The organism is Clostridium sp. AM49-4BH, from assembly GCF_003478335.1.
In the GTDB taxonomy this organism is placed as follows: domain Bacteria; phylum Bacillota; class Clostridia; order Lachnospirales; family Lachnospiraceae; genus Butyribacter.
The window spans coordinates 57,689-84,201 of record NZ_QUFB01000006.1 but is presented as its reverse complement, the minus strand read 5'-3'; the positions used below and the strand labels follow the sequence as shown (position 1 = coordinate 84,201).

Here is a 26,513-nt window from a genome sequence, read left to right as displayed (position 1 = left end):
ATTGATAACAAGGGGATGAGATTATGAGTATGAGTACGGTATTATTGATATTTGGTGTTGTTATGGCAGCCATTGTGTCTATGCAGTGTGATCCGAATAATCCATTTACATTGCATAGACGCAGTACGAAAGATCTTGTGGAGGAGGTATTGGCAGATCCGATCCTGATCGTATTACATGCGTACCACACCTCAGATGAGCAGTTGAAGTTAGGATATGGACAGCTCTGCGAACAGCTTGGCAGTTTACGCGAATTAAATCGCCGCAAAGATGTTTGTCATTGTATTCATCTTGTGATGAGGGAACTGCGGGAGCGGTGTAAGGATGCGCAGACAAAGCAGGAAGTATTAGAAATGCAGTATCGCCAGACGATTGGCGAACTGCTATTGGAAGCCCTAGCTGATTGATCATGAGCAATATGAAATATATTTGAGTTACAATATAAACACATTTAGAAATATAATAAAAAGCTCAGAAGAATTTCTTCTGAGCTTTTACAGTTAACAGGGGTGCCAGGAATCGAACCCGGCTCTGGAGTTTTGGAGACTCTTATTCTACCGATGAACTACACCCCTAAATGCGATGTGTCACTCGCAAGCGACTATAATAGTATACAAAATTCATCGGAGTTTGTCAATAGTTTTTTGAGAAAATCTACGCATATCTCAGCAAAAACTCAGCAAAGACAATATGCAAATTTTATGCAGAGTTTATGGTGAATCATTATTCATCCTCTTCCTCTGGTTGTTCTATGATCTGACGGAAATAAGCTAGTTTTTTGTCTGCCTCACGCTGCTTCATCCAAGCTTTTACATCTTTTGCAGGGAATAGCTTGCGCAGCAACTGATATGGATACCAAATGATTTTCATTCGTGTGACAGCATCGTAATGCATTTTGATATTTTCGCTGCGATCCTTTAACACAGTGATACGCATTGCCTGGCGATGCATGCGGTTGCGTAGATTGCCGATCTTGCGGTGCAGGAAAAAAGTTTCGTTTGCCTTATTCTGTCGTTCGCGGTTCATCTGGTAAACCGTATAGTCTTTGGTGATACGCAGCAATGTATCAAAGTAAAAACTGTCAACTAACGTGTACTCAGTGCCGTTTTTGATCTCTTTGGAAAGCGGTTTGGTGTGACAATCGGAGTAAGCACTGCCGATCCCATAATCGTGTGCGAGTACGCAGGTAGCGTAAACGCGGACGGTTTCGTTGTAGGCAGTGAGATATTTTTGCTTAAAGTTACATTCTAGGTCGTAAGAATATGTGAGATGATTTTTCTGCATCAGAATCTCACGCATTGCGATTGTCATGGCATCGTCTTGATCGATATGAGCCATAAAGACATCGAAGATCTCCTGCATAACAGGATGACCGGCAACAGCTGCGTATATGCGCTCTGTGATAGAAGTATCGTTTTGAAAACCAAACAGAGCCTGTGTGCGCAGTAATAACGGTGTGATATATTTGATGCCGCGTACCTGCTTGGAAAGAGCGATGCCGCCTTCTTCCATTAATTTTTTACATTTGAAATATTGCCCAACGATATGATATCGTCCTTCGTCATACGCTTTTCGAATAGCAGGATGCTCATCGATATCACAGTTTTCTTCATTTAGGCAGGTGATCTCTGCATCAAATTCGACCAAAGTGCCGACCAGAGTATCAAGGTTATTCTGCTCTTGTTCGGTTAATGTGGTTTTTCCAAAGTGATCGTAGTATATGTGTTTTGGAATTGCCTGAAAGGCATTGTAATAATAATCCAAGCGTACTTTCAGTCGTGGGTGCTCTTCAAAGTTTGTGTTGGAAAGGATAAAATCTTTGTTTTCCATCAGAAGATCTACATATCGGTCCGCAAAAGCCGGACGGCGTGTGCACATATACAAAGTAAGGCTTGCCGTGAATGGGGCAACCTCAGAGGCTGCTTCCGGATTGGCATTTTGTACGATAAAACGGATAGCATCCAGACTACCGAGAATCTGCTTGTTGGATGTGCTGGAGACGATAGAAGTATCATGACGCAAATAGTGGTAATAAGGCGTAGATACATAACTGATCTTCTTCGCATAAGACATAACGACCGGAAGCCACGCCACATCTTCAAACCAGTGTGCCGGGAAGGCAAATTGTTTGACAAATGCAGTACGGTATAATTTAGAACAAGTTGTTACGGTGTAATCAGATTGTCTTAGAAAATCTGTTCCGGCGTATACTTTATCCATATCGAAATCATAAGTTCCTTCAATCGTCACTTCCTGATACAGTCCATGACGAAAATACGGACAAAAGATAATGTCGCTTTCCAGTACAAAGGCAGACTCATATAGATCCGTCAACATTTCCGGATCTACAATATCATCCGAATCGACGAACATCAAATAGTCGCCCTTTGCTTTGGATATACCGAAGTTTCTGGCGAGCCCGGGACCGCCGTTTTCTTTGCGGTAATAACAGATCTGTTCAGAATGCGCATCGGCGTATTTTTGTGCAATGGCAGGACTGCCATCGGTCGAACCGTCATCAACTAAGATGACTTCAAAACTCTCAAATGTCTGCGCTAATATCGAATCCAGACAGTCAGCTAAATATGCTTCGACATTATACACCGGTATAATAATTGAAATGTTTGGTTTCATCTTCACTTCCCCCTCGTGATTACTGTCAAGTTGCTCCTCATGCCTCTAAACTTTTTGCAAACGCGTCCGTTAAAAACTTTGCGGATTTTTCGCGTTCCGCCTGTAGGTGTTTGTAAACATCATCGTAGTCGATTTCGGTTACGGCAGGCATTTCTTGATCGTTTTGCAAAAATCGGTCATCTAGGTGCAGCAAATGCAAAATACTGGTCACGCGGGAATCTTTTGTTCCACGTGCATAGGTATAAAAGCTTTTCTTATTGATAAGAGAAAAGCAGACCCCATGAAAAGCATTTGTTAATATAAAATCTGCATGCATGAAATATCCTAAAAATTCTTCAATACCAATGGATAATTTCACCTTGTTACGGAAAATATTTGTATAAAAAACGCTGATCTCAATGACTTCCAAACCGCGTTCTTTGGCAATTTTATGTGCATCCTCTAACATCTTTCGATTGTTTTTGAGGCAGTTATACACTAACAGATAATGTTTTTCTTTTGGTTTTACAGCGATCTTTGCATAGTCCTCAGCATCTAATAACAGGGTAGGATCTAACACATTTACGACCGGTTTATCCGTATATTCCTGCGTAAACTCGGTTCCCTGAATCTCACGTACCGAAATGGAATCAAAGTTCTTTAGCAGTTCGCGGAAACGCGCCTGTCTCTTTTCGGAAAAGTTTGTATAACCGATGCAGGCAGCATAAGATATCTTATTTTTGCCTCGCATAGATGGGAGATTGCAGAAAAATCCATTATCAAAGCCCTGTGTGCTGTGTGGACTCCAGATAACATCGCTTTCGCATACGATCGTATCAAAGTCGAACAATGCCTTGCTAAGCAGTGCCTCGTCATATTGACAATTGGTCATGCGGTACTGCGTATCAAAAAAGTTCATAAATTTTTTGTATCTGGTCAGATTCGGAAAGAAATATCCAAGCCAAAAAAAGAATCGTTTTATTTTCTCTTTAGGCTGTTCAGAAAGAAACGGATATTTCATATTGTAAGTTTTCATGAAACGGGGAAGGTAGTCGATGATGACGTTATCGATCCCCTGCTTATCCAAATACTGCTGAAATGCATAGGAATGCAATGCAGCACCGAAATTCAAGTGTTTTGAATATTTATTAATACTGATAATTCCAACTTTCATAGTTATCCTCATTTCTGGCATTCCTGCAGAATGCGTTTGGAAATTGTTTCGGTTGCGTTTCCGTTGTCAAAGCTGCCAAGATCGGTGTGATGTTTGTGAACATCTTTGAGATACTGTTCCTCGTCAAAGTGAGCAATATTGTCGACCAATGCGGCATTGTTTTTAGCAAGTGGGAATGGCCAGTCGCGCACATCCACGTAAAAGCCTTGTGTCTCTAAATATTCGTCCAAATCTGTGGTATACAGGAAACATGGACGTTTTAACAGGGAATAATCCCATACACTCGAAGAGTAGTCTGTGATCAAAATATCTGCGGCAAGAAGGAGATCCTGCATATCGCCATAATCTGTGACATCGATAATATGCTGCCCCTTTGTGTCTGCCGGAAGACGTTTCTTAATAAAGTAATGCATGCGGTACAAGATAGTCCATTCTCCGCCAAAACGTTCTTTGGCAGCTTCTACGATACCGCGTACATCCAAATTGTAATCCGTTGCCTCGTTGCGTTTGCCCTTGCGGTAAGTAGGAGCATAGAGGATGATCTTATTATCAGCAGGAATATTGTAATATTTACGAATATATGCTGCCGTTTTGTTGTCGTGATTATTGACCAGTTCATCATTACGCGGCATTCCACATTCCAAACATTCACCCTTGTGAGCAAATGCACCACGGACAACATATTTGGTATAGTATTTACAACTGGAAACTAAAATATCCGTATGGGAAGCACTGAGCTCTTGGATCTTCTGATCCGACGTGCGGATGCTTGGATTGTCCAATAACAATTTTTTATATGCACCGCCACCGTGTCCGGTTCCGATCGTTGTCTGCTTCTTGCGGAACGGGATCATGGCAGGTATACGCATATTGTATACGAATACGCGGGAAGACAGTGCGTAACGGTAGAATGAAAAGGTACCGTATTCCACAGTCTTCGATACGCCCCAGTCGGCAAGCCAGCGGAAGTTGTTCGCTCCTTTAAATGCCCAGATGATCTCTACATCGTCCGGATAATTTTTTGCCAGATATTCGGAGATGCGGCGAGGATTGCAGGCGTATTTGCCGGCTTCAAAACTCATAAACATAACCCGGTTTTTCTTGATCGGGAAAATATAAAAGACGCGCAGAACGATCAGGTAAATGCAGTCCTTAATATATTCTTTGATACGTGCGATGGAGCGGAAGTCAGCGCCATAGCGTGAATATTTACGGTATTTTAATAATTTCTGATACTGTCTGTAATGACGGTACCGCTTTAATAATTGAATCAAGCGATGCATAATGTTCCTCATTTCTATTTCATATGATCAATGCCGCTTTGGAATGGAAATGCCGATCGTTCGGCATAAGAACACGCCAAAACAACGATAAAACCTTTGATATTCTATCATAATAGGGTGATTCTGTAAAGAATATGTAATAATTATGTCATATTTTGGGAGCTTTTCATGTTTTTGGAAAGATCATGGCAGATTCCCCTGCCTGGTCCCAGCGGTCTTTCTTCTCGTCATATTGGGTGCAGAGCCAATCATAGACGTCATCCAGTCCTTCTTCGGTATACGGAAAATACGCATAGGTTTTATTTTCTTCCGGTGTCTTTTCAAAGCAAAACGGCTCAGGCCATATGGCAGCGCGAAAACATTCTTCCTCATTGTCTTTTTGCCATTTTTCTACCTGATAACGCATCCCCTGAAAACTTGCTTTCAGAATAGCTCCTTTGCGATAAAACTCTTGTTTGTCATATAGTGATTTTCTGCTATTCATGGTCAACCTCATTTCTATTGGTAAGATCGGACGATTCCGGTCAGTTTGTCTATGACAGTGTCCCGCATAAAGAAGTCCTGTTTTTTGACGCGTTCGATCAAAGGCTGGATCTGCTCAATACGGTCAGTTTGAGCGTATATTTTGCCAAGGGTAATGTAGGTGCTTGATATATCGCTCCCGATATCCAGTGCATACGAAAAAATGCTCTCTGCGTCTGCCAGCTTCTCCGACTGATAGAGTGCCTCTCCCCATTGATTTAGTGCCCGGATCAGTCGGGCATAATTTTGATCGCAGGCAGAAAGGATCTCAAAATTGGCAATGCCGTAGTTGAGTTTAATATCAGCATTGCTCATTCCCTGCAGGTTCAAAATAGGACGTTTCAGTATCTCGCGCACATCATCCTGGGCGTCTTGTATAGCACCGTCTGCCTGATCGTCCCACGGCAGCAGATTTTGATCGACTTCGAGATAATCCAATTCGGAAATATCTTTTTTGCGGGCGAAGTTAGAAGCCTTTTCTTTGCTCCAAAAAGATTGATTCCACTGTGGTGTTTTTGTCCCTTGTTTCATCTTGACTTGTACATAAATTATGAATACAATGAAGAGGACAAAAAATATAGGTATAGTATTCATGATGATCACATATTCCTTTCTCAGCCTGCAAGCCGACAGCCGAACCGACAAGCTTGCATCGCGGGTGGGGCTGTACCGGGGACAGACAGGAGGTAACAATGAACTTTTTTAATCGTAAAAACCAGAAAAGAATTGCATCAGTAATCTGTATTTTAGTTATTATTGCAATGGTTTTGCCTATGGTCTTAGAGTATTTAGTAAAATAGTTCATCGGCGGGGTTATAAAGGGCGCTTATTCTATAAGGATAGAATGGACGCCCTTTTGCTTTTTGCCTTTGTTGATTCGGAAATTGCTGCCGCGTAGTGCGATATATCGCAAAACACTGACCTTGCATTTTCCCGGTTAAAATCGACTATACAAAATAACTGAAAAAATGTCAAATTATGAAGAAATCTTTGACTTGCGAAGGACTCTTATTTATGACAAAATATAATGTGAATTGGGAGGCTTATTGATTATGACAAACAAGAATAAACGTTTATCCGGTATTTTTATAGTTGGCTGTCTTTTGGCTGTCGGCGTGGCAGTGGCTGCAGAGCTTGCTTCTTCCGGGATCTTTGGATCAAAGCATACGATCTGTGAAGGGGTTAAGATCGGCAAAGTCGAAGTTGGCGGAATGACGAAAGCTGAGGCTGAGAATGCGTAGATGATCATATTGCAGGGCTGCTTAGCCGAAAGGTTGTTATCCAGATCGGTGAGAATGAGTTGGAAACAGATTTTGAATCACTCGGAATGCACTTTTCGGAAGAAAAGTTGATCGATCAGGCATACGCAGTTGGTAAAAAGGGTAACTTGATAAAGCGTATGCGCGAAGTGGAGAATGCGCATCAATCCGGCAAAACATTTGCCTTAAAGTATTCGTTTGATGAGCAGAAACTCAAAGAATATGTTGAAAAAGAGTGCACACAGTTTGATGTGAAAGCCAAAAATTCCAAATTATCCTTAAAAAATGGACGATTTGTTGCATCTAAGGAACGTACCGGCAGAGAATTGCAGGTCGACCAAACGATCGATCGTATCCGCAAGACGCTGCAGGAATCAGACCAGTCGGATTCCTATACGGTACAGGCGATTGTGGAGACAACAGAGCCAAAGTACACGCAGGAAATGGTATCGAAATGCCAAGATCTGCTGGGACGTTATTCAACGTCTTATGCAACATCAACGGCGGCACGTGCGACGAATGTACAGACGGCGGCCGGAAGGATCAATGGAACAATTTTATATCCGGGCAAAACATTTTCCACGATCAAGGTGATTAAGGAGCGCACAGAGGCAAATGGTTACAAAAGTGCATCGGAATATTCCAGTGGTAAAGTGGTTGATGGCGTTGGTGGTGGCGTATGCCAGGTTTCCACGACATTATATAATGCGGTGATCAATGCAGAGCTAGAGGTGGTAGAGCGCTCGCCACATTCCATGGTGGTAAGTTATGTTGATGTGTCGCGTGACGCGGCGATTGCCGGTGATTATAAGGATTTTAAATTTAAGAATAATACCAATGCTCCAGTTTACATTGCGGCATCAGCCGAGGGCGGTGTACTTTCTTTTCGTATTTACGGTGAGGAGACAAGAGAAAGCGGTCGGGAGATTTCTTTTGAATCGGAGATCTTAGAGACGATCCAACCGGGAGATGATGAAGAGACGGTGGATGAGACAAAGCCTGCATCGTATCGTGAGGTAACACAGTCTGCGCATGTCGGATATAAGGCAAAGCTGTGGAAGATCATTAAAGTAAATGGCAAACAAACGGACAAGGTGCAGCTCAATAGCAGTTCTTATGCGGCAGAACCGCGTCATGTGACGGTGGGAGCAGGTGCCGCAGGATCACCAAAGCCGAGTGCGTCAGCGGATCCAAAGGCTACGAAGGATCCAAAAGCAACAGGCAAGCCAAAGAGTTCGAAGGAGCCGAAGAAGACGGCAAAACCAAAGTCTACAAAGAAACCGGCCAAGAACGCTACGGCAAAGCCAAAAGCAACAGCTGCAGCCAAAAAGACTACAAAGCCGGTAACGGAAGAGTAAAACATATACTATTATGCCGTTAAAATGGAATACGTTAGCGGATAAGATTGAGCGGGATAACAAAGGAGCAAACGAATATGAAGATAGGAAAAGTACCGGAAAATGTACTGAAAAGAGCGGTATTTAAGCAGATTCACCATAGACGACAAGAGGTTTTGCTGCATCCGGGTGTTGGAGAAGACTGTGCAGCAGTCGCACCGGAGCAGGGAGAGGTTTTTGTGCTTTCTACGGATCCGATCACTGGGGCAGACAAGCAGATGGGGGTCTTTGCCGTACATATTACGGCGAACGATCTGGCAACGGCAGGAGCGGAGCCGATAGGTATTTTGAGTAGCATTATTTTGCCGCCGGAGACGGAGGAACAGGACCTCAGACGTATTATGAGCGAATTGGAGCAGGCATGCGATGAGTTGCAGATCGAGATCTTAGGCGGACATACGGAGGTGTCTGACGCCGTGAATCGACCGGTCATCACAGTGACAGGGGTTGGAAAGGTTGCGCGTGGTGATCTCCTTTCGACGGGAGGAATGCAGCCCGGCGATGAGCTGGTCATGACGAAATGGGCAGGGTTAGAAGGTTCTGCGATCATAGCGGCTGAGAAACGAGATGTTTTGGAACAAACGCTGCCGGCTCATCTTATTGATACAGCAGAAAGTTTTCTGAAGCATATTTCAGTTGTGCCGGAAGCGAAGATTGCAATGCAGCATGGTGTACATGCTATGCATGACGTGACGGAAGGTGGTATTTTTGGCGCACTGTGGGAGATGGGCGCAGCATCGGGAGTCGGTATCGTTGCAGATCTTGATAAAATACCGATCCGTCAGGAGACAATAGAATTGTGTGAGGTTTTTGATATCAATCCGTATCTGCTCATATCGAGTGGCTGTATGTTAATCGGCTGCGAGAATGGTAATTTGTTAGTAGAGCGATTGCAGGAGGCAGGAATACCGGCAGCGGTGATCGGACGCGCTACGGAAGGTAATGACCGTGTGATACGCAGTGGAGAGGAAACGAGATTTTTAGAGCCGGCAGGCAGTGATGAGTTATACAAGATATATGAGTAGGAAGCAATGGCTATAGATATTGGATCTATGCCAGAAAGGAATCAGTGATTGTTGTGTTAAATATTGTACTTTTGGAGCCGGAAATGCCGGCAAATACCGGTAATATCGGAAGGACGTGTTGTGCCACCGGCACGAGGCTGCATTTGATCGAGCCGATGGGTTTTCGGATCAATGATAAAATGCTGAAACGGGCAGGATTAGATTACTGGGAACATTTGGATGTCACTATTTATGACAGCTATGAGGATTTTTTGGAAAAAAATCCAAAAGCACGAGACAAGATGTATATGGCGACGACAAAGGCACGTCATCGATATACAGATGTATCCTATGAGGAAGATGCGTATATTATGTTCGGTAAGGAGAGTGCAGGGATTCCGGAAGAAATTTTGGTGCAGACGCCGGACACTGCGATCCGTATTCCTATGAATCCACAGATACGTTCCTTGAACTTATCGAATTCTGTGGCGATCGTACTGTATGAGGCGTTACGCCAAAATGACTTTTTCTCGATGCAGACCGAAGGAAACTTACATAGACTTAGCTGGGAAAATCCGGATATTGTATAAAATTATGAGGTGATAATCTATTTTTATGGAAAAGACCTTACTTTTTTCCAAATAGATATTGAAAAAGGGCGGGAACATAATAGAATAATACTGTTGTGCAAAATATAATCAGGCACAGACAGTCAAACAAATGACAGAAATGGAGGATATTATGGGTGAATGTAAAGGCAAGATTGCCGTATTGACTAGTGGTGGAGATGCGCCTGGAATGAACGCAGCAGTGCGTGCCGTAGTACGTACGGGTATTGCAAAGGGTTATGAGGTATATGGAATCCGTAGAGGATATAACGGATTATTAAATAAAGAAATCTCTAAGATGACATTCCACGATGTATCAGAGAAGTTACAGCATGGTGGTACATTTTTGTTTACAGCAAGAAGTGCAGAGTTTGGTGAGGACGCCGGTAAGCAGAAAGCAGCAGGAATCTGTAAAGAACTCGGTATTGAAACTCTGATCGTTATTGGTGGTGACGGCTCTTTCAAGGGGGCACGTGATCTGTCAAAATATGGTGTAAATATTGTTGGTATTCCGGGCACGATCGATCTGGATATCGCTTACACTGAGTATACGATTGGTTTTGACACTGCAGTAAATACTGCAATGGAAGCAATTGACCGCATCCGCGAGACTTCCAACTCTCATGAGCGTGTCAGCGTTGTCGAGGTTATGGGCCGCTCAGCAGGATATATTGCATTGTGGTGTAGTATTGCTAATGGTGCAGAGCAGATCTTGATCCCGGAGAAATTTGATAACGATTATGATCGTTTGATGGGAATCATCAAGAGCAACCGAGAAGCAGGCATGACACATCAGGTGATCGTGAATGCAGAAGGAATCGGTCATTCTTATGGGCTTGCTAAGCGCATTGAGGAGGAGACAGGCATTGAGACACGTGCAACGATCCTTGGTCATATGCAGCGTGGTGGCAGTCCGACAGCAAGAGATCGTGTGTATGCATCTGTAATGGGTGCTTATGCAATTGATGTCATTGAGCAGGGTAAGAAGAATCGTTTGATCGGTTATAAGAATGGTAGAGTTTATGACGTTGATGTAGATGAGGCGTTTGCAATGACCAAAGATATCAACGATTATGAATACGAAGTAGCTGGTATTCTTGGTACCAGATGCGAGTAAGCCGTGTAGATTTTGGCATGACTATATAGCAAATATGTATATTACGAAGAAAGGTTCGTCAATTTGAAATGACGAACCTTTCTTTGTTGCGCTCCTTTGTAATTACGTCCCAAAATATGGAGCATCATTACAAAGGAACGCGTTGGTTTTGTATTATTCTTCATCTAGCGGAAGGGAAAAGATAAATTCTGTGCCAACACCTTCGGTACTGATCACATTAATATGTTCCCCGTGTGCTTCAATAATTTCTTTCGTGATCGATAACCCTAAGCCGGTTCCGGTCTTATCTTTGCCACGGGACCTGTCGCTCTTGTAAAATCGATCCCATATTTTAGAAGCTTCTTCTTTGGTAATGCCAATGCCATGATCTTTGACGGAAACAAAAACTTTGTGATGCTTTTTGACCGTATGAATTTCAATAACGGAATTAGTATTGCTGAACTTAATGGCATTGTCGACTAAGTTCTGGATCACGCGCTGTATCTTGGATTGATCCGCCTTGACATATAATTCTTTGCCATCTAATAATAAATCAATGGACAGATGCTTCTTTTCGCATTGTGGTTCAAATGTTTCAATCGTCTCTTTGAGTGTGTTGTGCAGGTCAAATCGTTCGAGTTCTACGATCAAGCCACTATGCTCAAACTGGTTAAGATCTAGCAGATTTGACGTTAGTTTTGTCAGCCTGCCTGTCTCAAACAGGATAATGTGCAGATATTTTTCCTGCATTTCCGGTGGGATCGTGCCATCTGCCAAAGCCTCAGTATAACCGCGGATCGAAGTCAGTGGTGAGCGGAAATCGTGAGATACATTTGCTAAAAACTGACGTTGGTATTCGATCATGCTTTTGTTTTTTTGCGCAAGATATTTTACGGCAGAAGCGAGTTCGAGCTGTTCAGCTCCGCCTAATTTTGCAGGATTTTGGTCAAAGTGGCCATCTGCGTACTCTTTGGCGTTGTGTGCAAGCTGCTTGAGAGGATATACACTGCGCCAGTACAGCAGCAAAAATACGATGGCAGATACCAAAAGTAATAATAAATAACAGATCAGGATCGTGTCTAAGATCAGAGTTGCTTCTTCCTTGATGGCTTTTTGCGGTGTCAACAGGACCAAATATCCCTTGGTTTCTTTAGAACCGGTAAGAGGGCAGATGACAGCGAGAACATTGGATTTCATGATGCCCTTTGGTCGTGCTCCCTTAACGGATTGCCGATTTAGAAAATCACTGTCGGAATCAGTGATGTTTTTGCCAACATAGTCGTAATCGGAAGAATCTGAAAGGATCGTTCCGGTGGGGCTGACAAGCCAGACACGAGTATCAAAGAGAGAACTGAGCATGGTACTTTGTTTTTGCAGTGTAAATGCACCATCCTCAGGAGTGCCTTGTGTACTGGCGTAATGTGAAGTCAGATAATAGGCTTCACTGGAAATCTGCTGCTCTTTTTTTGTCTCTAAATAATTGTAAGTTAGGGAGTAGCCGTACGTATTGATCAGCACAAAGATGCAGATTACCAACAATAAGTATGCAGTAATAAACTGCAGACGGAGTGTTACTTTCATGCGTTCCCTTTCTCGTGAAATTCGAATTTATAGCCGATTCCCCATACCGTAGCCAATTTCCACTGATCATGGTCTTTGAATTTCTCGCGCAAACGTTTGATGTGCACGTCGACGGTACGAGTATCACCAATATAGTCATAACTCCAAATATGATCTAAGAGTTGTTCTCTGGTAAACACCTGGTTTGGATGGGACGCCAGGAAATAGAACAATTCTAATTCCTTTGGCGGCATCTCGATCATTTGGTCTTTATAGTGGACCGAATAATCGGACAGGTTGATCTGAAGATCCGGAAAAGTAACGATCTCCAATTCCTGCTGTGGCACTTGCGGTGTCGGTGTTGGAGTACTTTCGCCGACTGTCGCTTTGGTGCTTCGCCGAAGCACGGCTTTGACGCGTGCAACCATTTCTTTAGAGTCAAACGGTTTCATAATGTAATCATCTGCCCCAAGTTCCAGTCCCAAAACGCGGTCAAATGTTTCTCCTTTGGCAGACAGCATAATGACAGGAAGGGAACCGCCGCGGCGAATCTCTCGAAGTACTTCGTAGCCGTCAATTCCCGGAAGCATAATGTCTAACAGGACAAGGTTAGGCGCAAAGTCTTTAACGGCTTTTAGTGCCTGCTCGCCGTCATAGACCAGTTTTGTTTCGAAACATTCTTTGTTGAGATATAATCCGATGAGTTCTGCAATATTTTCATCATCATCGACAACGAGTATTCTTTGTTTTTCTTTCATGATGTTGTGTTTCCTCCTTTATGAGATGGACAATGTCATAAGTTGATCATCAGGATTTGAAGGTGACGATCGTAACGCCCATGTCGCCCTCTCCAAATTCGCCTAAGCGATACGACTTGACATATTTTAATTTTTTAAGACGGTTGTGTACCGCTGTGCGGAGTGCTCCGGTACCGCGGCCATGGATCACGGTTACCTGTGTCATATGTGCAAGGTAGGCATCATCCAGATATTTTTCCATGACAGGCATTGCCTGATCGACCGTCATACCGATCAAATTGACTTCCTGATGCATGGTAGCGGCTTTGCTCATACCGATACGGCCGCTTCCGGTGTTCTTCGGCTTATTTTTTTCCGGCTTTGGTTGTTTGATCAACTCCAGATCCCGAATATTTACTTTTGTGCGCAGCAATCCGGCTTGTACAAAAAGATCGCCTTTATCGTTAGGCAATGTGCTGACCGTTCCCGCAGAATTTAAAGATAAAATGCGGACGTCTGCACCAATGAACAGATCTTTTGCTTTGAGACCGGATGCTTTCTTTGGTTTTGCAGGCTTTAAGGAATGGGATTGCTTGCTATTGATCTGTTCCCGCAATTTGGTGCGCTCTGCCTCCATTTCGCGGATATGTGCATCGCTTTCTGCCCATTTTGTGTATTTGCGGATCGTTTCATCCGCATAGTCTTTGGCTTTTGCCAAGATCCGGCCTGCTTCTTCGTTTGCATTTTGCAGGATGCGTTCTTTGGAGTTGTCTATTTTGTCGTTTTTTTCGCGTAATTCTTTGCGCAGTCTGGAAATCTCTTTGCGGCTTTCCGAAGCATCGGCAAGCTCTTTTTCAAGACGGATACGTGTCTGCTCCAGATCTGCAAGTACATCTTCAAACTGTGTGGCATCGCTTGCTACGTGGTGTTTGGCATCTTCGATAATATCGTCGGACAGTCCCAGCTTGTGAGAAATGGCAAACGCATTACTTTTACCGGGAACACCGATCAACAGACGGTAAGTCGGCCGTAGAGTGGAAACGTCAAATTCACAACACGCGTTTTCAACGTCCGGCGTCTGTAATGCATAGAGCTTGAGCTCGCTATAGTGTGTTGTTGCCATGGTAAGTGTATGGCGCTTATGCAGATTCGCAAGAATTGCGGTAGCGAGTGCCGCACCCTCTGTCGGATCAGTACCGGCACCGAGCTCATCAAAGAGTGCCAGACTGTTTTCGTCTGCCTGCTCTAAGATGGATACGGTATTTACCATATGAGAGGAAAATGTACTTAAGCTTTGTTCAATGCTTTGCTCATCACCAATATCGGCGTATACTTCGTGAAAGATACGTAAGCTTGATCCGTCAAAAGCAGGAATGTGTAAACCGGCCTGTCCCATTAAACAAAACAGTCCAACGGTTTTTAAGGAAACAGTCTTACCACCGGTATTTGGACCGGTGACGATCAATAAAGAAAAATCCCGACCTAAATGCACGTCGATCGGAACAACTTTATCGGCTGCGATCAGAGGATGACGTCCTTGTTTGATCTCGATAAAGCGCTCCTCCGGAAAACGAGGTTTGGTTGCTTTCATTTGCTTGGCGAGCATTGCCTTGGCAAAGATAAAGTCCAACTCTGTCAGGATTCGGTGATCCTGTTCGACCAAGAAGCTTTGCTCAGCAGTTTGATTGCTTAAATCTGCCAACACCTTATCTATTTCATCTTGCTCCAGTCGTTCTAATTCACGGATCTCGTTATTTAATTTGACAACGGAATTTGGTTCAATAAAGAGCGTGGCTCCCGTCGCAGATTGATCATGCAGCATTCCGTGAAAAGAGGAGCGGTATTCTGCCTTGACCGGCAGACAATAGCGTCCGTTTCGCATAGTAATGATGGCATCCTGCAGCATAGAACGATGACTGTTGAGGAGAACGCCAAGCTGTTCGTGGATACGGTCGCCGGTACTTTTTAATTTGCGGCGTACCTGATTCAAACCGGCACTGGCATCATCCGCCATTTCGTCTTCCGCGATAATGCATCGACGAATCTCCTGCATCAGAGGTGCAAGTGGTTCGAGAAGTTGATAACGTTCATTCAGGCAGTCGCCTGTCTCTTCGTTTTCATTTAAGCTCTTGCGAAAGTAGTGCTTGGTCTGCCCTGCGCAGGCTAACAGAGAGGAAATGTCTAACAATTCCCGCATGCTAAGAGGTGCACCGAGTTCTAAGCGTTTTAGACTTTCTTTAATGGGGGTCACGCCCTGGAAGGAGATTGGCCCCTGTGTCATAATATGCGTCAAAGCATCGGAAGTCTCGCACTGTGCTTCTAAGATCTCATCGCGGTCTGTCATCGGTGTCAGAGAGCGGCATAGTTTCTTGCCGCCATCAGAACCCGCCAGCTTAGCAAGCTGCTCGACGATCTTGTCATATTCCAATGTATTTAAAACTTTTTTATTCATAGCTGTTTGGTATTCCTTTCCGGATCCGTATATTTCGAGTGTCAGGCATCTTATGTCCTGCTAATTGATCCAAAGATCAAGGTTATTCAAAACGTACCCCAACATTATAATACACTACAAATAGGTTATACTGCAAGTGCTGCACCTTAAATCCGGTCATTCCTGAAGTACGTTGACAGCCCGAAACTTTACAAAAAATAGGGTTTGGTTCATGCATTGTTCATAACTTATTCATAAGTATATGTTATAATAAAGTTTGGTTTAGACAGTTTTGCATACAAATGCAGCTTTAAGAGATAGAAGGAAAGCATAGGAATACAGATGGCATGGAGGATGTGGAATGAAGGAAAATCACACGGAGGATTCCGATCAGAATGTAAAATCACATGAGGAACGGAAATATCAGTTTATCAAGGAGCAGATCCGCCCACAGGGGAGAGAAAAGATGCGTAAGATAGTAAGACGAATCGCCTTGTTTTGCGGAATCTTGATACTATTTGCTGTTATTTCAATGAGTTCTTTCTATATTATGCGTAAATATATGCCGGTGGAGGCGTTGGACACGGAGATTATCTATGTAACGCCGGCACCGTCAGATCAAGAGCCTGACAGTACGGAAGAGACGGAAGCAGCCGCACGGGAAACTGATCCGGCGCAGAAAAGTGATCGGTCACAATTATCCTCCCTAGAACAATATGATCATCTCACACAGCAATTGATCGATAATGGAAATGCAGCAAAATCTTCGCTTGTTCAGCTTCGCAAAGATTCGGAGCAGATGCTTTCTACAGACAGCAAGCATATTTGTGGTGTTTTGTTTCAAAAATCTAAGAGGTATCTGTATATATTGACTTCATATAATACGTCACAGGAACATCTGAAGATGGTAGCAACATTTGCAGATGGCAGTGAGGCCGCGGTAGAGTTGGCAGGTTGTGATACCGGGATCAATATGGCAGTATACCGAGTGAAACAATCAGATCTTTCGCAGGATACACGGAATAAATTAAAGATCATCACACGTAAAGTTGTGCGTGAAAATGCATTGGGGTCGAGAATATTAGCGGTCGGACAGCCAAATGGTGTTATGTATTCCGTTAATTCCGGCATTATCACGAATAATCAGCTTTCGGTGTCTGTGCCGGATTCTTCTCTTGCTCTGTGTACGATGAATATACCATATTGTAAGGATGGAGCGGGTTTTGTGCTGAATACCAAAGGAGAAATGATTGGCGTTTTAACTAAAAATTATACGAATATCACCGGAACTTCAGAGTCTGCTTTTATTGCGATCGAGAGTTTACAAGGTTATATCAAGACGATGATACAGGGACATACCGATGCTTATTTGGGAGTGATGGGAAGTGCGGTGGACACAGCAGAGGTGAAAAAGTTGAATTTGGCGCAGGGAGTTTACGTCGATGATGTAAATGCGGTTTCTCCTGCCTTTAAGGGGGGGATGCGGACAGCCGATGTTATCTTGCGTATCGGCGATAATGATGTTTCTACACCTGCAGCAATAAAAGAGACCCTTAGAAACTATCAGTCCGGCGATACGGTTAAGGTTGTCGTATCGAGGAAAGCCTCTAGGGGTCGTAATAAGATATCTCTTAAGGTCACGCTTGGGTGATCGTTTCTATCATAGAAATACTGAATTGCTAAAGCAATTCTTGCAAAGCAAAGCGCTGGCTTTGCTTTTTTATTGCAGTTTGTGGAGCAATACATCAAGCAGCTTGTCGTTGTCTTCCGGCATCATAAAACAGAATCGAATGAACTTCTGATCTAGAAATGGGAAGGTGGAACAGTCGCGGATCATAAGACCCTGTCGAATGGCAGTGTCAAACAGATCCTCGGAAGTGACGCCTTCTTTTTGTATTTTAAGAAGGACAAAGTTTGCACTTGGCGGGTAATAGGTGAGAGTATCTTGGGTGTCAAGGATCCGGCAGATACGCTCCCGTTCTCTTGCGATCAATTGATACGTATCGTGAATATATGCTTTGTCACGGAACATGATCTCGCCGGCGATAGCTGCGAGAGAATTGATCGTCCACGGATTCTTTTTGCTGTCGATCTCATGCAGCAGTTTACGGTTGCCGCATACAGCGTATCCCAGTCGCAGTCCGGGAGCTGCAAAAAACTTGGAAATACCGCGTAAAATGATCAGATTATTGTAATATTCTGCCAGCGGGATCGAGGTGATTTCTTCCGGGTGAGGTGCAAATTCCACATAAGTCTCATCAACCATAACGAAAATACCGTGTTCCTTGCAGTTATCCAAAATAATGCGCATTGTCTGACGGTCAATCTGAGAAGAGGTTGGGTTGTTGGGATTGCACAACACGAGCAGATCGACGTCTTTGGTCAATGCTTTGCTGAGTGCCTTGATATCGAGGAGAAAACGGTCACTCTCCTGCAGGCGGAAGTAATGAGAACGTCCGCCGACTAAAGAAATTTCGTGTTCATATTCCGAGTAGGTTGGTCCTACGATCAATGCATTTTTGGGCCGCATGATCTGAGCTACCAAAGAAATCAGTTCGGTGGAACCGTTGCCGACCAAAATGTTTTCATAGTCGGTATGCACGTATTCACCAATACACTTTCGAAGAGAGGTATACTCCCGATCAGGATAACGCGTAATTGCATCTAAGTGTTTTGGAAGTTCTTTGCGCAGATCATAGGAGATCCCCAGCGGATTCACATTGGCGGAGAAGCTGATGATATTCTCCTTGGGAATACCGTAGATCTCTTCGATCTTTTCGAGATCGCTGCCATGAAAATGTTCTTTTGGTTCTAGTTTATTCATAATAACTGTCATTCCTTTCTTTGAGGGTAGTATACACCCGTGTCGGGTGTTGTGCAAGACCAAGAGAAATGGTATACTATACTATAAATTGCACAAACTTCGCACATTCAGAAAGTGTTGGTCAGCCATATATTACTTATTATGTGGTTTGGGGAGATGATCGGAGTGTGTGGTGTTTGAGGGAATTAGTACAGGCATGGAGGACGGTATGCGAGAGAAGATTAACCGGTTGGCAGAAGGAAATTATGAATATGAACAGTCACGGGTGATCGTGACGCCGGAGGTACTCGACTGGAACCATGTTACAAAGCAGGTGTATCAGACAAGCCTTGTAATATCGAACGAGAAGAGACACCTGATGAAAGGTATAGTGACAACGCATGCTCCGGAGATCACGATCGATCCGGTCAATTTTCGTGGCGTGGACAGTACGATCGTTGTATCGGTCGACATGGAGCGGGTGAAACCCGGAGAGAATTTTGAAAGTGTATTGCAGATCATTTCAGACTGCGGTAATGAGAAAGTTTCACTTTGCATTCCAAAGGAGTCTGTGAAGGCAAAGGCATCTGGACATCAGATTGAAGATTTAAGCCAGTTTGTCTCACTGGTACAAAAAGATATAGAAGCCGGGGTGAAGTTGTTTGACACGCCGGCCTTTCGCGATGGATTGTTGGCGAAGGACGCACAGAAACAGGCAATTTATGATGGACTGCGTGCGTCTGCAGGGCGTAAGAACGCATTGGACAATTTTTTGGTGTCGATCGGCAAAAAGAAGCCGGTTACGATTGCTGTAGAACAGGTGTATAGGCAGTATGATGCTTGTAGAGAAGCGTTTCAGGACGAGATCAGCATCACGAAAAACACTTGGGGATACGAGGAGTTTCAGATATGTTCTGATGCGTCCTTTCTTCGTATAGAGAATGAACATATTACAACAGAAGAGTTTGTAGGGGATCGTTTTGTCTGCAAGTATGAGATTGACCCGGAACAGATGGTTATGGGGAAGAATTATGCACGCATTGAGATAAAAAATACGAGACAGACCATTAAGATTTCTGTTGTGGCAGTCAAACCGGGAGTACAGCATGAAAAGGCGCAGAAAAATCGCAGAGAGCAGCGTACTTTGTGCCAAATGTTGAAACGTCATTTGGCGTTTTGTATGAACAGACTTCCACTGCAGGACTATCTGCAGGAGATGGATCAGCTTTTGCAGGGGAGTGGATTAGAAAAAAACAGCACCAGACTACAGTTGTATCGCATCCATCTTGCCATTATGGAACATCAGGCAGAGGTTGTGACAAAAGGGTTGAATAGTCTGGAGGAGCAGGCGGAAGAGTTAAGGAAAGAACATCCGGAGCGCTATGCGGGATTTTGCTATCTGAAGGGGATCTGGACGGATGACGAGTCAGTAAAGGAAGAATGCATCCGTCAGATACGTGATTGTTATGAGGAGAACGGACAGGATGCACAGGTGCTCTGGTGCCTTTTGTATCTGGATCCGGAGTTGCAGTCTGAAAAAAAGAAGTTTACGACAATATTAGAACAGCTTACTGATGGATGCTACAGTCCGATCTTTTATTTGGAGATCTGTCAGATATTAAATGATACACCGAAGTATTTAACGGAACTTTCTGAAGTGATCGTTCAGGCACTTCACTGGGGCTGCAAGAACCACTTTATTGAAAAAGAGACGGCATTGCGCTATGTGTATCTGGCAGGAAGACTGCGTCAGTATTCGGCAGGAGTGTTGGAGGATATGACATTACTGTACGATCGTTATCCGGAGGATGAGATATTAACAGTGATCTGCAAGATGCTGATGAGGGGACAGATCACAACGAAAGATGCCTTTGTTTGGTATGAGCGTGGTGTGAATCATAATCTTAAAATTACGGAACTATACGAATATTATATGTATTCGATCGATGAGAAGGAAACAATGGCATTTACGCATTCTGTGCTTTTGTATTTCCTATATGATAACCATCTGACTGTCGATAAAAAGGCGATGTTATATGCTTACGTTGTGCGGCAAAAGGACAAAGATCCGGAGACATATGAATCTTATCGCACACTGATGCAGAACTTTACGTGGAAGCAACTGCGTGAGGGCAGGATCAGTACGAATCTTGGTGTGTTATACAATGAGTTTGTTACGGAAGAAGTACTTGACAAAGAGATGGCAGTTCAATTGGCCGGGTTTCTTCTTCAGTATGAGATTACCTGCGATAATCCGAATATGGTGGGGGTTTATGTGAGCCATCCGGAACTATCTGAGGAGCATTTTGCACCGTTTGTAAAGGGGAAAGCGGTTATAACTTGTGCTACAAGTCGGGCAAAGCTCTTTTTGATCGATCGGGAATATCACCGCTACGCAGATGATTCCTGGTATCGGTTGAAACCATTATTGGAAATGGATGGGATGAAAGAGGTATGTTACCGCTTTGATAAACAGAACCGGGCATTATTGCTGGCGTTAGGAGAACAGGCTTCAAAGCAGGTGGTGGACACTGCAGAAACGGTAGAACTCCGTGCACAGCTTTTAGCGTGTGAGGGGCTTCGTGAGAACTACCGTCATGCGCTAGAGTTAAAGCAGATGCAGTATTTTTATCAGCGAGGAGAACGGGGTCGTTTGGAGGAAGCATTGGAACAGCTCGACTGGACGACAGTAGAAGCCGGCGAGAGGGGACGCATGATTGAATATTGTGCCTGGTGTGAATGTTTTGCGAAAGCGATGGAAGGAATTTTACAGTTTGGTTTTGAAGGGATTCCGATAAAGAGATTGCAGACAATTTCTGAACAGGCATTTCAGGATGCTTCTGCAGTGCCGGATGAGAGAATGTTATGCTTGGCTTGGAAATTATTTACAGAAAATGCGTATAGCGAGCCGGTCCTTAAATATTTGATGCGTTTTTTCAGTGGTACCGTTGCAGAGTTAGTTTGTCTGTGGCAGGCAGCAGGGGATCTTTCGAGAGAGTCTTTGGAAGAGCGGTTATTAGCACAGAGTATTTTCTCGGGAGAAGTGGTGCCGGAGGTTTTTACGGTATTTGCACAATATAAAGAGCATGCGGGCAATAAGCAGATCATACGTGCGTTTAAGAAGTGGATGGCTTATGAATATTTGCTGCGTGGACGTCAATTACCGGAAGAACTGTTCGCAGATTATTTTGTGGATGTGCAGAAGAAAGAGGATATGCCGTGTTTGCTGGCGGTATTAAAGCACATGAGCGGTAAAGCAGAGCTTTCTGAAGAGGAAGCAAAATTTGCAGATTACCATGTAGGAAAGTTATATGATCAAAAGATGATATTTGCCTTTTACCGGAATTTTTATGGCAAGATCAGTCTGCCGGAGCATGTGCTGGATCAGGTTTATGTGGAATATATCGCAAATCCGGATCATGATGTGGCATTGCATTACCGGATTTATGTGGGAGCTGACAAAGGAAAATATGCAGAAGTGAAGATGCACAATGTTTTTGCGGGGATCCATGTCAGGGAATTTGTACTGTTCGAGGATGAAAGGTTAGAGTATTATATTACAGAACATTATAATGGTAAGGATCATCGTAGTGAAGTGCAGGAAATTACGACAGGCAAAGACGATATTCATCCGGATACCGGCAGCAGATATGCGAAGTTAAATGAGATGATGGCGGCTAAAAATTCCGGAGAAGATGAAAAATTGATCGACTTAATGGAATCATTCACAATGGAGCGGGAGATAGCAGCGTCGATCTTTGAACCGTTGTAGGAGGTGTGTGATGGACGAAAAAAATCAATTATTATTGGGCATAGATCTCGGCAAACAGGCTTCACAGATCACCTGCTTTGATCGCACCGAATATGAGGCAGTTCCACTAGGCAGAGAAATTAATGGTGAGATGGTATATGAGTTTCCGATGGCGTTAAAGTGGTTAAAAGCTTCGGGAACGTGGCGCTTTCCGGATCAGGAGGGAGACGGTGGTGAGGAGATCATATTGGATCACCTGTTGGAACGTTTTCAGAAAACATCGTTTGAAGCAGGGGGACACACTTTTCAAACGGAAATGGTGTTAGAACGGTATCTGCTCAAGCTGCTTAGTGCAGTGACACAGCAGTTTCCGGAGCAAAGGATCAAACATTTGGTCATTACAGTGCATGACAAGACGCCGGAACTTACCAAATTGCTGCATCAGGTTGGCAAAAAGCTTAATTTGTATCCGGAGCGCATGTCTATACAAAATTATCGTCTAAGTTATATGTATTATGCGGTGAGTCAGCCGAAAGAATTATGGCTGAATAATGTAGGATTGTTTTTATTCAATAAGGAGGAGTTGCTCTATTCACAGATTACAGTGGATAGGCGTACTATTCCTTGGATCGTCGACGTTACAACGCAGAATCTGACAAATGTATTTGATTACTCTATGTTAGAGGAAGAGTCGGTAGATGCACAGTATGCATTCGTGAATATTGCAGAGACAGCAATGCATAAGCAGGCCGTGACAACGTTGTATGCGCAGGGGGATGCATTTGATGGTGAGTGGGCCAAAGAGGCATTGCAAAAGTTATGTAATGGCCGTCGAGTGTTCCGGGGAAATAATATTTTTACGAAAGGTGCCTGTTATGCGGCTAGAGAACTTAGTGGAGAGGGTAAGCTGGATCAATGTATTTTGTTAGATGAGGATATGATCACGGCCAATGTATCTCTGCGGGTATATCATGAGGCGCAGATGCAGGATGTGGTTTTGGCAAAAGCAGGAAGTCTTTGGGAAGAGGTTGATGCTAGTGTTGATGTGATCCCGGATAAGGAATATGAGATCCAGATCGCGGTCCAGGATGTGATCAAACATCAGACCAAAATACATATGTTGTCATTGAGTGGTTTTCAAGGAAGAGAAAATAAAACGACACGATTTACGGTGCGGGTACGTTTTTCGAATCGGGAGACGGCAGTGATCACGCTGAAAGATAATGGATTCGGAGAAATATCACCGACGAGCAACCGGATATGGGAACGATGTATCCGTCTATAAATGAGAGGTGTTCGTTGTGTTTTTAGTCTGTAACTGAAGACACAGAAAGGTAAGGTTTTTATGGGACGATTGATACAGTGCTGCGGCAGGCTTGCAAAACGGCCGTATCACTTCCAATTAGGGGATACGCGGGTATATTCCATTGAAGAAGTATGTTATTTTATTGCGCACAATATTTATCTGCTGCAGAGGGATATTTTTGGCAAAGGCTTCGTAAACTGGGTCAGGGAGGAACTGGCATTAACAGAACTTGCTGATAAATTAGAGGCAATGTCAACACGAGAGGATGCGTTAAAAGATGTTGTTGTGACAATCTGCTGCAGCTGCGATTATTTTGATGAACCTCAGATCAATGAAATGGTGCATATTATGGAAGAAACAGAGCATCTTCCGGAGAGAGAATGCCGTAAGATCAAGGCTGATACGCAGTTACAGAGCGGCTGCTATGAAAGTGCGGTCGAGGGATATCAGGCAATCTTACGTAGTGAGGATATGATGCAGGCAAGTCCGGCAGAATATGCACCGCTTTATCATAATATCGGCGTGGCACTTGGTCTTCTGGGTGAGTATTTGCAGGCATCGGATTATTTTTTGCGGGCATATGAGACAAATAAAAAAGAGAAAAGTCTACAGTGTTATTTGGCGGCACTACACCTGTCCGGAAATGAACAAGCCTGGCAGGAGGCGGTAAGTACGTTGCGGTTATTACCGGATCGGCTGGTCTCTATCGAAGATCAGTACAAAGAGTGTAAAAAACGCTGTTCGATCGCTGTAAAAGTGCGACAGATCAAAAAGATGCGTTTTCCGGCGAGTAATGGAAAGCTGCCGGAATATTATGATCGTATCGATGAGATGATCCGAGATTGGAAAGAGGAGTATCGTCAGCAGATCAGTATATAATATACAGAAAGGCGGAAGGTATGGCATTTTGGAATCGTAGACGTAGGGAAAAGAAAGAGCAGGAAGCAGCAGAATTGGCAGAGCAGATGCGCTTGGCACAGGAAGAATTTGACCGCAGGCGTGCACAGACACAGAAAACAGTATCGAATGAGGGGACATCTTTGCCGGAAGCGTTTGATGATAATGAATTAATACCGGGAGATGTTGCAGAAAGCAAGCGACTTGTCACAGAGTGCTGTGAGGCGATCCGTGAAATAGAACATCAGCGTGAGTTGGCGACGATCGAGTATGACAAGGTGAGTGAGCGATTGACGGATATTCAGCGGATCGATGAAATATCCGGCGAAGCAAAAGATACGCTGCATGACTTAAGCAAACGTATCATGAACCTGACTCGTGAACGCAATCAGTACAAAAATCGCAGCCTCACGATCACGGATGCACAGATCCGATTATTAGATCCGTATGAGGAAGTTCTTGGCAGAGAAGTAAAGAAAATGTATGATGCCGAAATGTATCAGACATCGATCAATGGAGATATTGAAAAGCTGGATGAGACGAAAAAAGATCTTCACCGGCAGCAGCGTCAGGTAATCGCCAATCAGAGAACGCTGAAAAAGATGGCAAAGTTTGTCATTCTTCTTATTATATCGTTGTTTGTATTGTTTGCTGTGTTGTACTATGCGATGGAAGTAGATATGACATATCCATATTTGGGAACGATATTGCTGGCGGCAATTTCTGCCACGGTAATATTTGTGGAATCATTGCGTAATCGGACAGAAGCGGCGTTGTTAGGCAAAAAGATCAACAAGGCGACGACGTTATTAAACCGTGTCAAGATTAAATACATTAATAACCGCAGTCTGTTGGATTATGATCGGGCTAAGTTTCAGGTGAAAGATGCTGCGGAGTTTGAAAAGATATGGCAGGAATATGTGCGTGCCAAGGAGTATGAACGCAAATTCCAGGAAAATACAAAACAACTGCAGCTTGTGCAGGATCAATTGCTGGAATTGCTGCGTGATAATCATGTCGCGACACCGGATATCTGGCTAAGTCAGACATTAGCGATCATAGATCCCAAAGAAATGGTGGAGGTGCGTCATGCCTTAAATATACGCCGCCAAAAACTACGGGAACGCATGGCAGAAAATGATGAGGCAAAGGCATCTATGTTAGCTGGGATCGACCGGATCATTGCCCAGACCCCAAGTGCAGAGCGGGATATCATCGCGATCGTACAAAGCTATTACAAAGAGTCGTAAAAATGTGATGCCTCCCCGAAAAGAGTGTAGCCTAAAAAAGAGTGCTGCTACCCAAAAAAAGATGTTGACACAAAAAAAAAGATGTGTTAATATATGACTGTTGTGTGATCATACACAACCAAAGAAGAGTATCCACTCTCACCTTAGCACGAGCAAGTGACTTGGGTTACTAAAAAGTGTATAAAATATATATAATCATTGTATTATGATATATTATTTCCTTTTGCAAGAACGTGGATTTCTCTTTGAAACCCGCGTTTTTTTCTTTGGGTAAAATGAAAAAGAGTATGAAGAAAGTTGGAGGTGTACGACCATTAGCGATTTAATGATTAACGAGAGAATCCGAGACAAAGAGGTTCGTCTGATTGGACAGGACGGAGAGCAGCTTGGCATTATGTCAGCTAGAGATGCGATGAAACTTGCACGAGAGGCAGATCTGGATTTAGTAAAGATTGCTCCGGGTGCAAAGCCACCGGTATGTAAGATTATTGATTACGGCAAATATCGTTATGAAATGGCACGTAAGGAAAAAGAGGCCAAGAAGAAGCAGAAAACGATGGAAGTTAAGGAAGTTCGCCTCTCTCCAAATATTGATGTCAATGATTTGAACACCAAAGCAAATCATGCAAGAAAGTTCTTAGGAAAAGGAGATAAAGTAAAAGTTACACTTCGTTTCCGCGGAAGAGAGATGACACATATCAATTACAGTAAGCAGATCCTGGACAGTTTCTTTGAAAAGGTAGAGGATATTGCGGTTGTGGATAAGCCGCCGAAGATGGAAGGCAGATCCATGGTAATGTTTTTGTCAAAGAAGCGCTAATA

General features: G+C 43.7%; 21 protein-coding genes and 1 tRNA gene. 12 read left to right on the top strand and 10 right to left on the bottom strand.

The genetic code is table 11. The features are described 5' to 3' along the window. Window positions 1-23 precede the first annotated feature (23 nt). Window positions 24-407 (top strand): hypothetical protein, encoded by a 384-nt coding sequence (locus DW981_RS03270; RefSeq protein ID WP_118506760.1) that lies wholly within the window; start codon window positions 24-26, stop codon window positions 405-407. A gap of 97 nt (window positions 408-504) precedes the next feature. Here DW981_RS03270 and DW981_RS03265 read toward each other — a convergent pair. The 6 genes from DW981_RS03265 to DW981_RS03240 all read right to left on the bottom strand — a co-directional run bounded on the left by DW981_RS03265 (window position 505) and on the right by DW981_RS03240 (window position 6,123). Continuing rightward, window positions 505-575: transfer RNA gene (locus tag DW981_RS03265), tRNA-Trp, on the bottom strand. Window positions 576-723: 148 nt separating this feature from the next. Next, window positions 724-2,634 carry a glycosyltransferase gene (locus DW981_RS03260; protein ID WP_118506759.1) on the bottom strand — a complete coding sequence of 637 codons (1,911 nt, stop codon included), beginning with the start codon at window positions 2,632-2,634 and terminating at the stop codon, window positions 724-726. Window positions 2,635-2,671: 37 nt separating this feature from the next. After that, window positions 2,672-3,787 carry a polysaccharide pyruvyl transferase family protein gene (locus DW981_RS03255; protein WP_022026090.1) on the bottom strand — a complete coding sequence of 372 codons (1,116 nt, stop codon included), beginning with the start codon at window positions 3,785-3,787 and terminating at the stop codon, window positions 2,672-2,674. A gap of 8 nt (window positions 3,788-3,795) precedes the next feature. Then, a complete protein-coding gene (locus tag DW981_RS03250) occupies window positions 3,796-5,070 on the bottom strand; it encodes a CDP-glycerol glycerophosphotransferase family protein (protein ID WP_182434110.1) in 1,275 nt (424 codons plus the stop codon). A 166-nt stretch (window positions 5,071-5,236) separates the two neighbouring features. Next, window positions 5,237-5,554, bottom strand: a complete 318-nt coding sequence (locus DW981_RS03245) for a hypothetical protein (protein ID WP_022026088.1) — start codon at window positions 5,552-5,554, stop codon at window positions 5,237-5,239. Window positions 5,555-5,568: 14 nt separating this feature from the next. Then, entirely contained in the window at window positions 5,569-6,123 is a 555-nt protein-coding gene (locus DW981_RS03240) for a hypothetical protein (RefSeq protein WP_147352596.1), read from the bottom strand. Window positions 6,124-6,644: 521 nt separating this feature from the next. Here DW981_RS03240 and DW981_RS03235 point away from each other — a divergent pair. From DW981_RS03235 to pfkA, 5 genes are all read left to right on the top strand, one after another. After that, window positions 6,645-6,833 (top strand): hypothetical protein, encoded by a 189-nt coding sequence (locus DW981_RS03235; protein WP_118506755.1) that lies wholly within the window; start codon window positions 6,645-6,647, stop codon window positions 6,831-6,833. 59 nt (window positions 6,834-6,892) lie between these two features. Beyond that, entirely contained in the window at window positions 6,893-8,209 is a 1,317-nt protein-coding gene (locus tag DW981_RS03230; RefSeq protein ID WP_118506754.1) for a VanW family protein, read from the top strand. A 77-nt stretch (window positions 8,210-8,286) separates the two neighbouring features. Further along, the gene (locus DW981_RS03225) at window positions 8,287-9,273 is read left to right on the top strand and encodes an AIR synthase family protein (protein WP_118506753.1); all 987 of its coding nucleotides are present in this window, start codon (window positions 8,287-8,289) and stop codon (window positions 9,271-9,273) included. Between the two features lie 53 nt (window positions 9,274-9,326). Then, a complete protein-coding gene (trmL, locus tag DW981_RS03220) occupies window positions 9,327-9,842 on the top strand; it encodes a tRNA (uridine(34)/cytosine(34)/5-carboxymethylaminomethyluridine(34)-2'-O)-methyltransferase TrmL (protein WP_022026083.1) in 516 nt (171 codons plus the stop codon). Window positions 9,843-9,993: 151 nt separating this feature from the next. Beyond that, on the top strand, window positions 9,994-10,977 hold the full coding sequence (gene pfkA / locus DW981_RS03215; protein ID WP_022026082.1) for a 6-phosphofructokinase: 984 nt from the start codon (window positions 9,994-9,996) through the stop codon (window positions 10,975-10,977). Between the two features lie 153 nt (window positions 10,978-11,130). Here pfkA and DW981_RS03210 read toward each other — a convergent pair whose 3' ends face one another. From DW981_RS03210 to DW981_RS03200, 3 genes are read right to left on the bottom strand one after another with little or no spacing between them, the layout of a single operon-like run. After that, the gene (locus tag DW981_RS03210) at window positions 11,131-12,537 is read right to left on the bottom strand and encodes a HAMP domain-containing sensor histidine kinase (protein ID WP_118506752.1); all 1,407 of its coding nucleotides are present in this window, start codon (window positions 12,535-12,537) and stop codon (window positions 11,131-11,133) included. Further along, window positions 12,534-13,274, bottom strand: coding sequence for a response regulator transcription factor (locus DW981_RS03205; RefSeq protein ID WP_022026080.1), 741 nt, complete (start codon window positions 13,272-13,274; stop codon window positions 12,534-12,536). The genes DW981_RS03210 and DW981_RS03205 overlap by 4 nt, the downstream gene beginning before the upstream one ends. 49 nt (window positions 13,275-13,323) lie before the next feature. Next, complete coding sequence (locus DW981_RS03200) at window positions 13,324-15,705, bottom strand: endonuclease MutS2 (RefSeq protein WP_118506751.1); 2,382 nt, start codon at window positions 15,703-15,705, stop codon at window positions 13,324-13,326. A 340-nt stretch (window positions 15,706-16,045) separates the two neighbouring features. Between DW981_RS03200 and DW981_RS03195 the strand changes: the two genes are divergently transcribed. Next, a complete protein-coding gene (locus DW981_RS03195; protein ID WP_118506750.1) occupies window positions 16,046-17,335 on the top strand; it encodes a PDZ domain-containing protein in 1,290 nt (429 codons plus the stop codon). Window positions 17,336-17,404: 69 nt separating this feature from the next. Here DW981_RS03195 and cobD read toward each other — a convergent pair whose 3' ends face one another. After that, complete coding sequence (cobD, locus tag DW981_RS03190) at window positions 17,405-18,508, bottom strand: threonine-phosphate decarboxylase CobD (protein ID WP_118506749.1); 1,104 nt, start codon at window positions 18,506-18,508, stop codon at window positions 17,405-17,407. Between the two features lie 208 nt (window positions 18,509-18,716). Here cobD and DW981_RS03185 point away from each other — a divergent pair, with 208 nt between their 5' ends. The 5 genes from DW981_RS03185 (at window position 18,717) to infC (ending at window position 26,511) form a co-directional block, all read left to right on the top strand. Then, window positions 18,717-22,259: a DUF5717 family protein gene (locus tag DW981_RS03185; RefSeq protein WP_118506748.1), complete on the top strand. Its 3,543-nt coding sequence runs from the start codon at window positions 18,717-18,719 to the stop codon at window positions 22,257-22,259. 10 nt (window positions 22,260-22,269) lie between these two features. After that, entirely contained in the window at window positions 22,270-23,523 is a 1,254-nt protein-coding gene (locus DW981_RS03180; RefSeq protein ID WP_118506747.1) for a DUF5716 family protein, read from the top strand. 60 nt (window positions 23,524-23,583) lie between these two features. Further along, window positions 23,584-24,423: a hypothetical protein gene (locus tag DW981_RS03175; RefSeq protein WP_118506746.1), complete on the top strand. Its 840-nt coding sequence runs from the start codon at window positions 23,584-23,586 to the stop codon at window positions 24,421-24,423. A gap of 20 nt (window positions 24,424-24,443) precedes the next feature. After that, complete coding sequence (locus DW981_RS03170) at window positions 24,444-25,691, top strand: hypothetical protein (RefSeq protein WP_118506745.1); 1,248 nt, start codon at window positions 24,444-24,446, stop codon at window positions 25,689-25,691. 325 nt (window positions 25,692-26,016) lie between these two features. After that, entirely contained in the window at window positions 26,017-26,511 is a 495-nt protein-coding gene (gene infC / locus DW981_RS03165) for a translation initiation factor IF-3 (RefSeq protein ID WP_022025856.1), read from the top strand. The last annotated feature ends 2 nt before the right edge of the window (window positions 26,512-26,513 follow it).

Bases quoted from the DNA above. Each gene is read 5' to 3' on its own strand.
- DW981_RS03270 (WP_118506760.1), top strand. From the start codon at position 24: ATGAGTATGAGTACGGTATTATTGATATTTGGTGTTGTTATGGCAGCC.
- DW981_RS03260 (WP_118506759.1), bottom strand. From the start codon at position 2,634: ATGAAACCAAACATTTCAATTATTATACCGGTGTATAATGTCGAAGCA.
- DW981_RS03255 (WP_022026090.1), bottom strand. From the start codon at position 3,787: ATGAAAGTTGGAATTATCAGTATTAATAAATATTCAAAACACTTGAAT.
- DW981_RS03250 (WP_182434110.1), bottom strand. From the start codon at position 5,070: ATGCATCGCTTGATTCAATTATTAAAGCGGTACCGTCATTACAGACAG.
- DW981_RS03245 (WP_022026088.1), bottom strand. From the start codon at position 5,554: ATGAATAGCAGAAAATCACTATATGACAAACAAGAGTTTTATCGCAAA.
- DW981_RS03240 (WP_147352596.1), bottom strand. From the start codon at position 6,123: ATGAAACAAGGGACAAAAACACCACAGTGGAATCAATCTTTTTGGAGC.
- DW981_RS03235 (WP_118506755.1), top strand. From the start codon at position 6,645: ATGACAAACAAGAATAAACGTTTATCCGGTATTTTTATAGTTGGCTGT.
- DW981_RS03225 (WP_118506753.1), top strand. From the start codon at position 8,287: ATGAAGATAGGAAAAGTACCGGAAAATGTACTGAAAAGAGCGGTATTT.
- pfkA (WP_022026082.1), top strand. From the start codon at position 9,994: ATGGGTGAATGTAAAGGCAAGATTGCCGTATTGACTAGTGGTGGAGAT.
- DW981_RS03210 (WP_118506752.1), bottom strand. From the start codon at position 12,537: ATGAAAGTAACACTCCGTCTGCAGTTTATTACTGCATACTTATTGTTG.
- DW981_RS03205 (WP_022026080.1), bottom strand. From the start codon at position 13,274: ATGAAAGAAAAACAAAGAATACTCGTTGTCGATGATGATGAAAATATT.
- DW981_RS03200 (WP_118506751.1), bottom strand. From the start codon at position 15,705: ATGAATAAAAAAGTTTTAAATACATTGGAATATGACAAGATCGTCGAG.
- DW981_RS03195 (WP_118506750.1), top strand. From the start codon at position 16,046: ATGAAGGAAAATCACACGGAGGATTCCGATCAGAATGTAAAATCACAT.
- cobD (WP_118506749.1), bottom strand. From the start codon at position 18,508: ATGAATAAACTAGAACCAAAAGAACATTTTCATGGCAGCGATCTCGAA.
- DW981_RS03185 (WP_118506748.1), top strand. From the start codon at position 18,717: ATGCGAGAGAAGATTAACCGGTTGGCAGAAGGAAATTATGAATATGAA.
- DW981_RS03180 (WP_118506747.1), top strand. From the start codon at position 22,270: ATGGACGAAAAAAATCAATTATTATTGGGCATAGATCTCGGCAAACAG.
- DW981_RS03175 (WP_118506746.1), top strand. From the start codon at position 23,584: ATGGGACGATTGATACAGTGCTGCGGCAGGCTTGCAAAACGGCCGTAT.
- DW981_RS03170 (WP_118506745.1), top strand. From the start codon at position 24,444: ATGGCATTTTGGAATCGTAGACGTAGGGAAAAGAAAGAGCAGGAAGCA.
- infC (WP_022025856.1), top strand. From the start codon at position 26,017: ATGATTAACGAGAGAATCCGAGACAAAGAGGTTCGTCTGATTGGACAG.